The sequence below is a fragment of the Streptomyces pseudogriseolus genome (genome assembly GCA_002154585.1).
GTDB classification, from domain to species: domain Bacteria; phylum Actinomycetota; class Actinomycetes; order Streptomycetales; family Streptomycetaceae; genus Streptomyces; species Streptomyces pseudogriseolus.
In genome coordinates this window covers 1-13,306 of sequence record MUNG01000440.1, presented here as the reverse complement: position 1 = coordinate 13,306, position 13,306 = coordinate 1, and the positions used below count along the sequence as shown (strand labels likewise).

The 13,306-nt window shown below is 73.4% G+C and carries 13 protein-coding genes; 7 read left to right on the top strand and 6 right to left on the bottom strand.

Annotated features, from left to right (window positions below; genetic code table 11):
• The 3 genes from CCN29_RS30425 to CCN29_RS30415 form a co-directional block, all read right to left on the bottom strand.
• Positions 1 to 877: hypothetical protein (locus CCN29_RS30425; protein WP_086685745.1), on the bottom strand; the 877-nt coding region annotated here is incomplete at its 3' end.
• Positions 878 to 880: 3 nt separating this feature from the next.
• Entirely contained in the window at positions 881 to 1,135 is a 255-nt protein-coding gene (locus tag CCN29_RS30420; protein ID WP_006133968.1) for a MoaD/ThiS family protein, read from the bottom strand.
• Between the two features lie 78 nt (positions 1,136 to 1,213).
• The gene (locus CCN29_RS30415) at positions 1,214 to 2,098 is read right to left on the bottom strand and encodes an alpha/beta hydrolase (RefSeq protein WP_199814986.1); all 885 of its coding nucleotides are present in this window, start codon (positions 2,096 to 2,098) and stop codon (positions 1,214 to 1,216) included.
• A 276-nt stretch (positions 2,099 to 2,374) separates the two neighbouring features.
• Here CCN29_RS30415 and CCN29_RS30410 point away from each other — a divergent pair, with 276 nt between their 5' ends.
• The 6 genes from CCN29_RS30410 to CCN29_RS30385 all read left to right on the top strand — a co-directional run bounded on the left by CCN29_RS30410 (position 2,375) and on the right by CCN29_RS30385 (position 8,074).
• A complete protein-coding gene (locus tag CCN29_RS30410; RefSeq protein ID WP_086685741.1) occupies positions 2,375 to 3,154 on the top strand; it encodes a response regulator transcription factor in 780 nt (259 codons plus the stop codon).
• Between the two features lie 159 nt (positions 3,155 to 3,313).
• Positions 3,314 to 4,336 carry a LacI family DNA-binding transcriptional regulator gene (locus CCN29_RS30405; RefSeq protein ID WP_006133971.1) on the top strand — a complete coding sequence of 341 codons (1,023 nt, stop codon included), beginning with the start codon at positions 3,314 to 3,316 and terminating at the stop codon, positions 4,334 to 4,336.
• 135 nt (positions 4,337 to 4,471) lie between these two features.
• A complete protein-coding gene (locus CCN29_RS30400) occupies positions 4,472 to 5,521 on the top strand; it encodes a S1C family serine protease (protein WP_086685739.1) in 1,050 nt (349 codons plus the stop codon).
• A 153-nt stretch (positions 5,522 to 5,674) separates the two neighbouring features.
• Positions 5,675 to 6,409 (top strand): response regulator transcription factor, encoded by a 735-nt coding sequence (locus CCN29_RS30395; RefSeq protein ID WP_006133973.1) that lies wholly within the window; start codon positions 5,675 to 5,677, stop codon positions 6,407 to 6,409.
• Positions 6,406 to 7,875 carry a HAMP domain-containing sensor histidine kinase gene (locus CCN29_RS30390; RefSeq protein WP_086685737.1) on the top strand — a complete coding sequence of 490 codons (1,470 nt, stop codon included), beginning with the start codon at positions 6,406 to 6,408 and terminating at the stop codon, positions 7,873 to 7,875. Before CCN29_RS30395 ends, CCN29_RS30390 begins: the two co-directional genes overlap by 4 nt.
• A 13-nt stretch (positions 7,876 to 7,888) precedes the next feature.
• Positions 7,889 to 8,074 carry a DUF1737 domain-containing protein gene (locus CCN29_RS30385; RefSeq protein WP_031023659.1) on the top strand — a complete coding sequence of 62 codons (186 nt, stop codon included), beginning with the start codon at positions 7,889 to 7,891 and terminating at the stop codon, positions 8,072 to 8,074.
• Positions 8,075 to 8,134: 60 nt separating this feature from the next.
• Here CCN29_RS30385 and CCN29_RS30380 read toward each other — a convergent pair whose 3' ends face one another.
• Positions 8,135 to 9,964 (bottom strand): bifunctional metallophosphatase/5'-nucleotidase, encoded by a 1,830-nt coding sequence (locus CCN29_RS30380; RefSeq protein WP_086685735.1) that lies wholly within the window; start codon positions 9,962 to 9,964, stop codon positions 8,135 to 8,137.
• A gap of 178 nt (positions 9,965 to 10,142) precedes the next feature.
• Between CCN29_RS30380 and mshD the strand changes: the two genes are divergently transcribed.
• Positions 10,143 to 11,069: a mycothiol synthase gene (mshD, locus tag CCN29_RS30375; RefSeq protein WP_006133977.1), complete on the top strand. Its 927-nt coding sequence runs from the start codon at positions 10,143 to 10,145 to the stop codon at positions 11,067 to 11,069.
• On the opposite strand, the gene CCN29_RS30370 is transcribed toward mshD, so the two are convergent.
• Entirely contained in the window at positions 11,029 to 11,754 is a 726-nt protein-coding gene (locus CCN29_RS30370; RefSeq protein ID WP_307784531.1) for an ABC transporter, read from the bottom strand. The two genes, mshD and CCN29_RS30370, sit on opposite strands and share 41 nt — an antisense overlap.
• Positions 11,751 to 13,277, bottom strand: a complete 1,527-nt coding sequence (locus CCN29_RS30365; protein WP_031064160.1) for a hypothetical protein — start codon at positions 13,275 to 13,277, stop codon at positions 11,751 to 11,753. Before CCN29_RS30365 ends, CCN29_RS30370 begins: the two co-directional genes overlap by 4 nt.
• Positions 13,278 to 13,306: the final 29 nt, after the last annotated feature.

Below are 13,306 nucleotides of genomic sequence, written 5' to 3'. Positions count from 1 at the left end.
ACCCGGCCCCGCCGGCCACCGCCAGCGCCACCACCACCGACACCGCCGTCGGCAACGGCAGCGCCCGCGCGACCATCGCCGCCGCCACAGCGACCGCCCCCACGACCACCGCGTCCGCGTCCGCCGCCAGGTATCCGCCCGCCGCGATCGCCAGCGCCGCCGCGACCACCGTCGCCATCAGGCCGTACATCCGCTCGTCGGGATCCGCGTGCGACCGCAGCTGCAGCATCAGCGACAGCAGCACCCACACCCCCAGCGTCCCCAGGATCACCCCCGGCGACCGGTCCGCGACCAGCATCGCCGCGTCCGCGACCAGCGCCCCCAGGAACCCGAGCGCGATGCCCTGCCGCGCCGGCCACATCCCGTTGAGCCGGAACCACCCCGCCGCGGTCACGCCCTGCAACACCACCAGCGGCACGAGCAGCGCGTACGTCCCCAGCGCGGCCCCGCCCGCCAGCAGCAGACCCAGCACCGCCGTCAGCACCGCCGGCTGCAACCCGGGCTCGATGATCGGCGACCGCCCCTCGGCCCGGGCGCGCTGCGCGTCGGTCACCCGGGCGTTCCCGCCGAGCGTGGCCGGCCCGTACCCGGGCTCCGGCTCCGCCCCAGCCACGGGAGCAGGCCCCGCAACCCCCTGCGGCGGCAGATACGACGTCTCCTCAGCCGCGGTCACCGGCGCGACCGGCGGCTGCATCTGCGTCTCCCACGTCTGCCCCTGCCACTGCTGCGTGTGCTGATCCGCGAACGGATCGTCGTACCCCTGCCCGGGCCCCTGCCCCTGCGCGGGCCACGCCTGCGCCTGCGGCTGCGGCTGCGGCTGCTGGTACGGCGCATACGGTTCCTGCGCCCCGTAGCCCCCATACGGCTGGTTCGTCATCCCTCACCCTCCTGCGAACGGCGGAAGCACCTCGACCGTGCCGCCGTCGGCCAGCCGTACCGTCTCATGCGCGCGCTTACCCACGGGATCACCGTCGACGAGGAACGAGCACCTCAGCAGCACGCGAGTGAGCTCGCCGGGATGCCGCTCGCGCACGGCGGCGAGCGCGTCGGCGAGCGTGCCCGCGTCGTACGGCTCCTCGGCCACCCCCGCCGCGGCCTTGGCGGCGGCCCAGTACCGCACCGTGACCTTTGCCATCTGCTGATTCCTCGATCGGTTGCCGGTGAACAGGGTGAACGCGGTGGACACCGACGCACACCGATGAACACGCTCAGGCTAGCCCGCCCGTGCGACCGCCCAGTCCCCGATCCGCCCCAACAGCGGCTCGGGCGCCGCGTTCTCGGCGTGCCCCATGCCGTGCTCGACCCACAGCTCCCCGTGCTCGCCGGCCGCGTCCGCGAGCATCCGCGGGTGGTCGAGCGGGAAGTACGCGTCCTGGTCGCCGTGCACGACCAGCAGCGGCGTCGGCGCGATCCGCGGCACGGCCTCGACGGGGGACAGCGGTACGGGGTCCCACTGGCGGTGGTGGATACGCGTGCGCAGGCCGTAGCGCCCGACCAGCCGTCCGGAGGGCCGCGTCACCAGCCAGTGCAGCCGCCGCATGGGCGCGGTCCCCCGGTAGAACCACCGCGCCGGCGCGCTCACGGAGACGACGGCGTCCACCGAGCCCGCCTCCAGCGCCGCATGCCGCAGCACCACCGAGCCGCCCATGGAGAACCCCACGGTGACGACCCGCGTGTGCCCCAGCTCCCGCGCCCACGCCACGGCCGCCGCCAGGTCGAGCACCTCACGGTCGCCCACGGTGGACCGCCCGCCGGACCGCCCGTGTCCGCGGAAGGAGAAGGTGACGACGGCGCCGTACCGCGCGAAGGCCCGCGCGACGCGCCGCACGTGGGGCCGGTCGACGTCCCCGGTGAACCCGTGCGCGACCACGAGAACGAGCCCTTCGACGCCTTGGGAATCATCTTGGAATTCACCCGCGCCGTTCTCCGGGCCGGAGTCGTATACAACGCTCCCCGGTTCGTATACGGAATCGATCGCCACACCGTCCGCCGTGTGCAAGAACGTCCGTATCGGCGCCCCGCCCCGTGTCACATTCCGTGTCTCGGAATATGGACGCATGGTGGATCGCGCCACATGACCTGCCCCATCGGTGCCCATGTCGGCTATTCTGCTGCGAAGAGGACTCGGGCAGCGAAGCCCCCGGGTCCTTTTGTGCTTTCGGAAGTGTTGTATACGAACGCGGGAAACCGCCGGTGTACAGGCCGTCGAACGCACGCAGCAGCAATGCCACAACGTCCTCGCAGGGACCGAGGAGGAACCAGACGTTATGGGCGAGCGAACCGTGCACGAACGCAGGACGGCCGTGTTCCGGACGGCCGTGGACCGGGCGGCCACGACCCCGGCGGCCACGACCCCGGCAGGTGAGGCGACCCGATGAGCTCTCTCCTTCTCCTGACCAACGCGCTCCAGCCGTCGACGGAGGTGCTCCCCGCCCTCGGTCTGCTCCTGCACAACGTCCGGGTCGCGCCCGCGGAGGGCCCCGCGCTGGTGGACACCCCCGGCGCCGACGTCATCCTCATCGACGGCCGCCGTGATCTTCCGCAGGTCCGCAGCCTGTGCCAGCTGCTGCGCTCCACGGGCCCCGGCTGCCCCCTCGTCCTGGTCGTGACCGAGGGCGGCCTCGCCGCGGTCACCGCGGACTGGGGCATCGACGACGTCCTCCTGGACACCGCCGGCCCGGCCGAGGTGGAAGCGCGTCTGCGTCTCGCCATGGGCCGTCAGCAGATCGTCAACGACGACTCCCCGATGGAGATCCGCAACGGCGACCTCTCCGTGGACGAGGCGACGTACTCCGCGAAGCTGAAGGGCCGGGTCCTGGACCTGACCTTCAAGGAGTTCGAGCTGCTGAAGTACCTCGCGCAGCACCCCGGCCGGGTGTTCACCCGCGCCCAGCTGCTCCAGGAGGTCTGGGGCTACGACTACTTCGGCGGCACCCGCACGGTCGACGTGCACGTACGCCGTCTGCGCGCCAAGCTCGGCCCGGAGCACGAGTCGCTGATCGGCACCGTACGGAACGTGGGTTATCGATTCGTTACGCCGGAGAAGGTGGAGCGCGCGGCCGAGGAGGCCAAGGCGAAGGGCGCCCGGCAAAAGGCGACGGAAGCGGACGAGACGGCCGCACGGGACGCCGGCGGTGCTCGGGCGAAGGCCTGAGGGTCGCACGCATGAGCGGGGCGTTCGCGCAGACGAGCCGTTCTTCCGCTCCTCCGCCCCTTCTCTGCTCCCTCCTCTGCCCTTCTCCGCTGTCCACAACCTCCGGACAACCTCATGCACGCCCTGCCCGGAGGGGATATATCCGCGTAGACTCCGCGCGTGGCCAAGGTAACCAGGGATGATGTGGCGCGACTGGCGGGGACGTCGACCGCGGTCGTCAGCTATGTCATCAACAACGGACCCCGGCCGGTCGCCCCGGCCACGCGCGAGCGGGTGCTCGCAGCGATCAAGGAGCTGGGGTACCGGCCCGACCGCGTCGCCCAGGCGATGGCGTCCCGGCGCACGGATCTCATAGGTCTGATCGTGCCGGACGCCCGTCAGCCGTTCTTCGGCGAGATGGCGCACGCGGTGGAACAGGCCGCGTCCGAGCGCGGGAAAATGGTCCTGGTCGGGAACTCCGACTACATCGCCGAGCGCGAGGTCCACTATCTGCGCGCCTTTCTCGGCATGCGGGTCTCCGGCCTGATCCTGGTCAGCCACGCGCTGAACGACCTGGCGGCGGCGGAGATCGAGGCGTGGGACGCCCGGCTGGTGCTGCTGCACGAGCGGCCGGAGGCGATCGACGACGTCGCCGTCGTCACCGACGACCTCGGCGGCGCGCAGCTCGCCGTGCGCCATCTGCTCGAGCACGGCTACGAGTACGTGGCCTGTGTCGGCGGCACGGCGGAGACGCCCTCCGTCGGCGACCCGGTCTCCGACCACGTCGAGGGCTGGCGGCGCGCGATGGACGAGGCCGGGATAGCCACTCAGGGGCGTCTCTTCGAGGCCCCGTACAACCGCTACGACGCCTACCGGGTCGCGCTGGAGATCCTGTCGGGGCCGCGCCGGCCGCCCGCGATCTTCTGCTCCACCGACGACCAGGCCATCGGTGTGCTGCGCGCCGCGCGTGAGCTGCGCATCGACGTGCCGGGTGAGCTGGCGGTCGCCGGGTTCGACGACATCAAGGAGGCGGCGCTCGCCGACCCGCCGCTGACCACGGTCGCCTCCGACCGTTCGGCGATGGCCCGCGCGGCGGTCGACCTGGTTCTGGACGACGGCCTCCGCGTCGCCGGATCCCGCCGGGAGCGGTTGAAGGTCTTCCCGTCCCGGCTGGTCCTCCGCCAGTCCTGCGGCTGTTCCTAGGGGCGGGGCCCGCGGGACGCCTGCCCGTGGCGCCGGCTGACAGCCCCGCGTCCTTATATCGGGCATACACACTTCTGCCGGGCTTCTCAGCCCTCCCTCACGAAGCTCTCATCCTCCGGCGGGACGCTCTGAAGCATGAGCGAGAACTCCCGCCCGAGTGGCGTCCCCGAGTACGGTCCGTCCCCGGTGAACCCCGAGTGGCCGCCCCCGCCGCCCCACGCACCGCAGCAGCCCGCGGGCGGCCCCGCGACTCCCCCGGCCGCCGCGGCCCCCGCGGCCTTCGCGGCCCCCGCGACTCCCGCGCACCGGCGCAGCCGTGGCCCCGCCAAGCTGCTCGTCGCCGTGGCGATCGTCGCCGCCGCGGTCGGCGGCACCACCGCCTACGGGGTGCAGGAGCTGACCGGCGGCTCCGCCACCGGGGTCACCGCGTCCTCCACCGCGGACACCGACGTGGTGCCGGCCTCCCTCAAGGGCACAGTCGCCGGGGTCGCCAAGGCGGTCAGCCCCAGCATCGTGGAGATCAAGGCCGCCTCGTCGTCCGGTTCGGCCACCGGGTCCGGGGTGATCGTCACCGACGACGGCGAGGTCGTCACCAACAACCACGTGGTGGCCGGCGCCTCGCAGATCCAGGTGCGCACGAGCGACGGCAAGAGCTACAGCGCCCAGGTCGTCGGGACCGACCCCGCCAAGGACCTGGCGCTGATCAAGCTGGAGGACGCCTCCGGTCTCAAGGCGGCCACCCTCGGCGACTCGGACGGCGTGCAGGTCGGCGACCAGGTCGTCGCGATCGGCTCGCCCGAGGGTCTCACCGGCACGGTGACCAGCGGCATCGTCTCCGCGCTCGACCGGGACGTCACGGTGTCCACGGACGAGAGCCAGGGGCAGCAGCAGTGGCAGCGCGGCGGCGGCTGGCCGTTCGAGTTCGAGGGGCAGGAGTTCAACGGCGACACCGGCGGCTCCACGACCACGTACAAGGCCATCCAGACCGACGCCTCGCTGAACCCGGGCAACTCCGGGGGCGCGCTGATCGACATGAACGGCAACATCATCGGCATCAACTCCGCGATGTACGCGCCGAGCGGCGCCGAGTCGTCCACGGCGGGCAGCGTGGGACTGGGCTTCGCGATCCCGGTGAACACGCTCAAGGCGGACCTGCCGGAGCTGCGGGCCGGTGCGGGCAGCTGACGCGCGAACCGGGAAACATGCGACGCTGAGGATCCGACAGCCCCGACAGCCCGACCCGCCCCGACAGCTCTGACAGCTCCGACCGATCCCTCAGCCTCTCCCCTCCCCCGCCGCGCCCGACGCGCGGCGCGCAGACGAAGGACCCGCCACCCGATGAGCCCCGCAGACGGCGACCGTGCCCCGCAGCGCATCCTGATCGTCGACGACGAGCCGGCGGTGCGCGAAGCACTCCGGCGCAGCCTGGCATTCGAGGGATACGACACCGAGGAGGCCGTCGACGGCGTGGACGCCCTGGAGAAGACGGCGGCCCGCCATCCCGACCTCCTGGTGCTCGACATCCAGATGCCCCGCATGGACGGCCTGACCGCCGCCCGCCGTATCCGCGCCACCGGCGACACCACGCCGATCCTGATGCTGACGGCCCGGGACACCGTGGGCGACCGGGTGACGGGGCTGGACGCGGGGGCGGACGACTACCTGGTGAAGCCGTTCGAGCTGGACGAGCTGTTCGCGCGGATCCGGGCGCTGCTGCGGCGCAGCTCGTACGCGGCGGCGGTGGCCGCCTCCGCGGAGACCGACGACGTGCTCACCTTCGCCGACCTGACCATGAACCTGGCCACGCGGGAGGTGACCCGCGCCGGACGCCCGGTGGAGCTGACGCGCACCGAGTTCACCCTGCTGGAGATGTTCATGGCGCACCCGCGCCAGGTGCTGACCCGGGAGCAGATCCTGAAGGCGGTCTGGGGCTTCGACTTCGAGCCGTCGTCCAACTCGCTGGACGTGTACGTGATGTACCTGCGCCGCAAGACCGAGGCGGGCGGCGAGCCGCGCCTGGTGCACACGGTGCGGGGGGTGGGGTACGTGCTGCGGCAGGGCGGCGCGGAGTGACCGGACCGGTGCGCCGTTTCCGCGCCCTGCCGATCCGGGCGCGGCTGTCCCTGCTGGTGGCCGCGGCGGTCGCGTTCGCAGTGGCCGCGGTGTCGGTGACCTGCTGGTTCATCGTGCAGGGCAAGCTGTACGAGCAGGTCGACGAGGATCTGAAGAAGGCGACCGTGCTCCAGGGCCCGCAGCGGGTGGACGAGATCCGCAGCGCCCTCACCGACTGCACGGACACCCCCCGCGACAACGGCGCGGGCGGTTTCCAGTACACGTACTCGCAGGTGGTCAAGGAGGACGGCACGGTCTGCCTGTTCCCCAGCTCGGTGGGGAGCGTGAAGGTCACCGCGTCGGACCGCAGGGTGATCGAGAACGCGGGCAGCGGGTCCAGCGGCATCTTCCGGGACGGCACCGACCAGGACGGCGGCGACGTCCGGGCGCTGACCCTGCCGCTGGTCATCAACGACCCGTCCACGCTGACCAGCACCCACGCGGCCGTGATCGTGGCGGTCCCGCTGAAGGGCACCCGGTCCACGCTGAACGACCTGGCGCTGATCCTGCTGCTGGTGTCCGGCGTCGGGGTGCTCGGCTCGGCCGCCGCGGGGCTCGCCGTGGCGCGGACCGGACTGCGCCCGGTCGACAAGCTCACCGAGGCCGTCGAACACGTCGCCCGCACGGAGGACCTGGGCGTCCGCATCCCCGTGGAGGAGGAGGCGGAGGACGAGATCGCGCGTCTGTCGCGCTCCTTCAACTCCATGACGTCCGCGCTCGCCAGCTCCCGCGACCTCCAGCAGCAGCTCATCGCGGACGCCGGGCACGAGCTGCGCACCCCACTCACCTCGCTGCGCACCAACATCGAGCTGCTGACCCGCAGCGAGGACACCGGGCGGCCGCTGCCTCCCGCCGACCGCAAGGCGCTGCTCGACTCGGTGAAGGCGCAGATGACGGAGCTGGCCGCGCTGATCGGGGACCTCCAGGAGCTGTCCCGCCCGGACCCGGGCCAACAGGCGGGCCGGGTGGAGATCGTCGCCTGGCAGGACGTGGTGGAGGCGGCCCTGCGCCGGGCCCGGCTGCGCGGCCCGGAGCTGACGGTCACGGCCGATCTGCGTCCCTGGTACGTGCGGGCCGAACCGGCGGCGCTGGAGCGGGCGGTGGTCAACGTGCTGGACAACGCGGTGAAGTTCAGCCCGCCGGGCGGCACGGTCGAGGTCCGGCTCGCCGACGGCGTGCTCACCGTCCGGGACCACGGCCCCGGCATCGCGGCCGACGAACTCCCGCACGTCTTCGACCGCTTCTGGCGTTCCCCCGGCGCCCGCGCCCTGCCCGGCTCCGGACTCGGGCTGTCCATCGTGGCGCGCACGGTGCAGCAGGCGGGCGGCACGGTCGCGCTCACCCCGGCCGAGGGCGGCGGCACCACCGCCGCCATCCGCCTCCCGGGCGCCCCGACCCCTCCCCCGGGGGTCCCCGGCGCCGCGTGACACGCTGGGCCGCATGGCGAATCCACCGGACGGGCTGCCCGTCTACCGCGTCCTGACCGGGCCCGACGACTCCGCCTTCTGCCGGCGGGTCAGCGAGGCGCTGGCGCTGGGGTACCGGCTGCACGAGGGGCCGGCCGTGACCTTCGACGGGGAGCGGGTGATCGTCGCTCAGGCAGTGGTGTGGGACGCCGAGGGCTAGGACACGAAAAGGGCCGGCGCCCGCCGTGTGGTGTGCGCCGGCCCTGTCCGTTCTACGGGGTTACCGCACGATCGTGATGCGGTCCGCCGCCGGCGGGGCCAACGGGGAGCCGGCCGAGGAGTTGGCGGTCAGGTACTGCTCCAGCGCCTTCAGATCGTCGTCGCCGACCAGGTCGTCGGCGCCCTGGCCGAGCGTGGTGAAGCCGTCGCCGCCGCCCGCGAGGAAGCTGTTCGTCGCGACGCGGTAGCTCGCCGACGGGTCGATCGCCTCACCGTTCAGGCGGATGGAGTCCGTGACGACGCGGTCGGCGCCGGACTTCGTCAGGTCCAGCGTGTAGGTGAGGCCGTCGGACACCTGAAGGATCTTCGGGGCCGCCTCGTTGGAGCCGCTGACCTGCTCCTTGAGCGCCTGGATCAGCTGCTCGCCGGTGAAGGTCTGCAGGTTGACCGTGTTGGCGAACGGCTGGACCGTGAACGCCTCCGCGAAGGTCACCACGCCGTCGCCCTCGGCGCCGCTCGCCGCGTAGGTGAGGGAGGCGCGGACGCCGCCCGGGTTCATCAGCGCGAGGTCGGTCTCCGGGTCGAGCGTGCGGGCGTACGCCAGCTGCGCGTCGGCGATGAGGTCGCCCAGCGGGGACTCGGTGCCGTCCTTGACGATGTCACCGGAGATGTAGCCGATCGCGCGGTTGCCGATCGGGGCGGCGAGGGTGTTCCACTTGTCGATCAGGCGGGTCATGTCGGGCGCCTTGGGGACGTCCCGGGACACCACGTGGTTCGCGGACTTCACGGCCGTACGGGCGATGTCGCCGGTCCGGCGGTCGTACGTCAGCGTGGTGTCGGTGTAGAGCCGGCCGAACGAGGCGGCGGAGGTGACCATGCGGGGGTTGCCCGCCGGGTCGGGGATGGTGCAGACGTACGCGTTATGGGTGTGGCCGGTGACCAGCGCGTCCACCTCGGGCGAGACGTTCTTCGCGATGTCCGCGATGGGGCCGGAGATGCCGTCGCCGGCGCCCGGGGCGTCGCAGTCGTAGTTGTAGTTCGGCGAGGCCGGGAAGCCGCCCTCGTGGATCAGCGCCACGATGGACTTCACGCCCTTGCGGCGCAGCTCCTTGGCGTACTTGTTGATCGTCTCGACCTCGTCCTTGAAGACGAGGCCCTTGACGCCCTCGGCGGACACGATGTTCGGGGTGCCCTCGAGGGTGACGCCGATGAAGCCGACCTTGACGTCCTTCTTCTTCCACACCCAGTAGGGCTTGAGAAGGGGCTTCTCGGTCTTCTCGTTCAGGACGTTGGCCGACAGGTACGGGAAGTCGGCGCCCTGGAACGTCTTGTCGGTGTAGCAGCCGTCCGTCGGGTGGCAGCCGCCGTTCTGGAGGCGGGCCAGCTCCTTGGCGCCCTCGTCGAACTCGTGGTTGCCGACGGAGGTGACGTCCAGGTCGAGCTTGTTGAGCGCCTCGATGGTGGGCTCGTCGTGGAACAGGCCCGAGATCAGCGGGGACGCGCCGACCATGTCGCCGCCGGCCGCGGTGATGGAGTACGCGTTGCCCTTGCGGGCCTGGCGCAGATGCGTCGCCAGGTACTCGGCGCCGCCCGCGTCGATCGTCTTCGTCGTGCCGTCCGGCTGGAGCTCGGTGACCCGGCCGGAGGAACCGGTGGGCGGCTCCAGGTTGCCGTGCAGGTCGTTGAAGGACAGCAGCTGCACGTCCTGGTAGCGGCCGTGCTGGTGGCCGTGGCCCTGGCCCTGGCCCTTGCCGCCCTGCTCGCCCGCGCTCGCCGACCCGGGCAGGGCCGCGGCGGCCAGGGCGCCGACGGTGAGGACACCGGCGGCGGTCACGAGGAGACGGTTCGTACGGCGTCTGCGGCGCGGGTGCGCCGGGGATGTGGCTGGCATACGCCCCCCTGTCGGTGCGAGTGGGTACCGGCGCAGCCTAGGGTCAACGCGCGTAGCGCGACAGGGGCTTCCGGGTTACGACCTGGTTTATCTTTTCCCGCCGCCCCCGGCGCGGGCCTGCGCGCCACGCCGCCGCCCCCGCGCCGCGCCGTCCCCTCGCCCTCGTACCCTCGTACGCATGACCAGCGACGCGTTCTCCCGGCCCGGCCGCCCCCGTTCGCTCCAGACGTACACCGTGCTCGACCAGGCGCAGGTCGACGCGGTTCTCGCGCTGCTCGACGAGGCGGCGCGCGCCGACGGCCAGCAGGCCGTGTCCGAGCAGGGCCGGCTGCAACTGCGCGGCGGGGAGCGGGAGGGCGTCTCGCACCTGCTGCTGACCGTCGACGAGGACCTCGTCGGGTACGCCCAGTTGGAGGACACCGACCCGGTGGAGCCGCCCGCCGCGGAGCTGGTGGTGCACCCCTCCTACCGGGGGCAGGGGCACGGGCGGGCGCTCGGCACGGCGCTGCTCGCCGCATCGGGCAAGCGGCTGCGGGTGTGGGCGCACGGCGGGCACTCCGCCGCCCGGCACCTGGCCCAGGTGCTCGGCCTGACGCTGTTCCGCGAACTGCGGCAGATGCGCCGCCCGTTGTCGGGGCTCGACCTGGCCGACCCGGTGCTGCCGGAGGGCGTGACCGTGCGCACCTTCGAGCCGGGCCGGGACGACGCGGCCTGGCTCGCGCTGAACGCCGCCGCGTTCGCCCACCACCCCGAGCAGGGCTCCCTCACCCAGCGGGACCTCGACGACCGCAAGGCCGAGCCGTGGTTCGACCCGGAGGGCTTCTTCCTCGCGGAGCGCGACGGGCGGCTGACCGGCTTCCACTGGACGAAGGTGCACGCGGACGAGGGCCTCGGCGAGGTGTACGTCCTCGGGGTCGCCCCCGGCGCCCAGGGCGGCGGGCTCGGCAAGGCGCTGACGACCATCGGCCTGCGGCACCTCGCGGACCGGGGCCTGCCCACCGCGATGCTGTACGTCGACGCCGACAACAAGGCGGCGGTATCGGTCTACGAGCGGCTGGGCTTCGTCACCCACGAGACGGACCTGATGTACCGGACGGAGACCTGAGCGTCCGGAGCGTGCGCCGGCGGACCGGTTCGGCGCAGCACACCGCGACCGCCATGAGCGCAGCCGCCAGCAGCAGCGTCCAGCGGCCGTGGGCGTCCGCCCAGCGCGGGTCGTCGGGCGCGGTGAACAACGCCCACTGATCCGGGCTCAGCAGCGGCGCGAGGACCGCGGCCACCAGCAGGGACGCGCCGGCGGCCTGACCCGGCCGGGCGGCGTCCCGGCGGCGCACCGCGAAGGACGCGCCGACCAGGGCGAGGGCGAGGACCGTCGCCGCCTCCACGGTGACGTCCCCGGCCGGGGGCCGCGCCTCCTCGGGGACCAGCAGCAGGGCGGCCGTCCACCACGCGGCGGCGAGCGGCAGCAGCAGCGCGTACCTGAGCGCGTGCCGCAGGGCGCGGCGGACGGGCACGGCGGCGGTGGTCCGCCGGGCCGGGTCGTCCAGCAGGAACGCGGCGCCCAGCGCACCGCACAGGGCGGCGGCCCGCAGGGCGGTCACCCCGGCCCACGGGGTGACCTCGCCGCCGGCCAGCCTGGGCAGCGCGGCGGCCAGCAGGCCGAGCGTCCCACCCGTGAGGAGCGCCCGCCAGGGCACGGCACGGGCGACGGGGCGTATCAGCTGGACGGCGAGGACGCCCCGCCGGGCCCCGCGCACCGGGGTGTCCCCGGGCGCTCGAACTCCGGTCACCGGCACTCGTTCTCCCCTTCCGGCTTCTCCAGGCCCAGCACCCGCGCCACACGGTCGGTCGTCACCTTCGGGGCGGTCAGCTCGGCCCAGCCGGCCTTCACCTTCGCCGCGGCCTTCTCGCGCGGCATCTCCAGCAGTTCGCGCAGCAGTTCGGTGTGGGCGGAGGTCATGCGGAGCGGCTCCGTCTGCTGGACGACGACCGCCGAGCCGGTGTCGCTGTCGTCGATGCGCACCCGGCGCAGGTCGGCGACCGGGTCGGGCCGGGCGGCGAGGGCCAGCCACATCACGGTGACCATGCGGCCGTCGCACAGCTCGCCCATCGAGGCCTCGGAGCCGGTGACCAGCACGCCGGCCACCGCGATCGTGAACTCGGGCACCCGGTTGCCGCCCCAGGTCGTCCCGACGGTCACCTCGCCGGGGCGGGTGAGCGGGGCGAGGATCGTGTCGGTGTCCAGGCCGTAGCGCGCCTCGACGCGCTGCCGCACCGCCAGCGGGCGGTCCTGCGCGTCGCCCCCGGCCAGGGCGCGCACGTCGTCGACGGCCCGGGCCCAGTCGTCGGTGCGCGGCGCCCACTCGGGAAAGGCGCAGTACGTCGTGGCGTCCCGTTCGACGCAGGTGTGGAGCTGCTCCGGGGTGACCGAGGCCCGTACGCGCGCCTCGGTGATGTCCTCCGGCACGTCCCGGGACTGGCCCACCACGCCGACGAGGGTCAGCGCCACCGCCGCGGCGACCGTGGCCTGCGCGGTCCGCAGCCGGGCGCCGCCGGACAGCAGCACCGCCGCGGCCATCAGGGTCAGCGCGAATCCGCCCAGGTAGAGGGCGTGCCAGGCGGCGGGGCGGCCGATCAGGTCGGAGGGCAGGGTGACGCTGCTGTACGTGCCGACGGACGGCATCAGCCACCGCGCCCAGCCGTCCCCGGTGAAGCCGGTGAGGAAGGTGGCGAGGAAGAGCAGGACGGCGATGAGCAGCGGCGCCGCGAAGGGCGCGGTGACCAGCCGGGCCAGCAGCACCCCGAACCCGCCGAGGAGCAGCACGGACAGCGGACCGACGAGGAGCTCGGCCGGCGAGCCGTGCCCGACCGCGCCCGGCTTCAGCGCCTCCCACGTGAACTGCCCGCCCACGCACACCGCCACGAGGAGGGCCGCCGCCCCGACGGACAGCAGGTGCGCGACCGTGCGCCCCCAGCGCGGGACCACCAGCACGGAGAGGTGCCGGTCGGTGTCGTGGCGCCGGGAGCGCAGCACGGCCTGGTTGGCGCTGAGCAGCACCGCGAGGCCGACCAGCAGCGGCCCGCCCTGGGTGGCGCGGTCGGCGTCCTGGAGCTCGGGGAAGCCGTCGAACGAGACGCGGGTGCGCCACACGGTCCACGCCACGTACACCGCGAGGGCGACGAGCACCGGCACGCGCGTGAGGAGCCGGCGCGTCTCGAAGCGGGCGAGGGCGGCCACGGCCGCCCAGGAGGCGGCGGGCGGGGAGGTCACGGGGGCCGGGGCGGCCGGTGCCGTGGTGGTGGCCGTGGTCATGCGGTCACCTCCGCGCCCGCGCCGTCCAG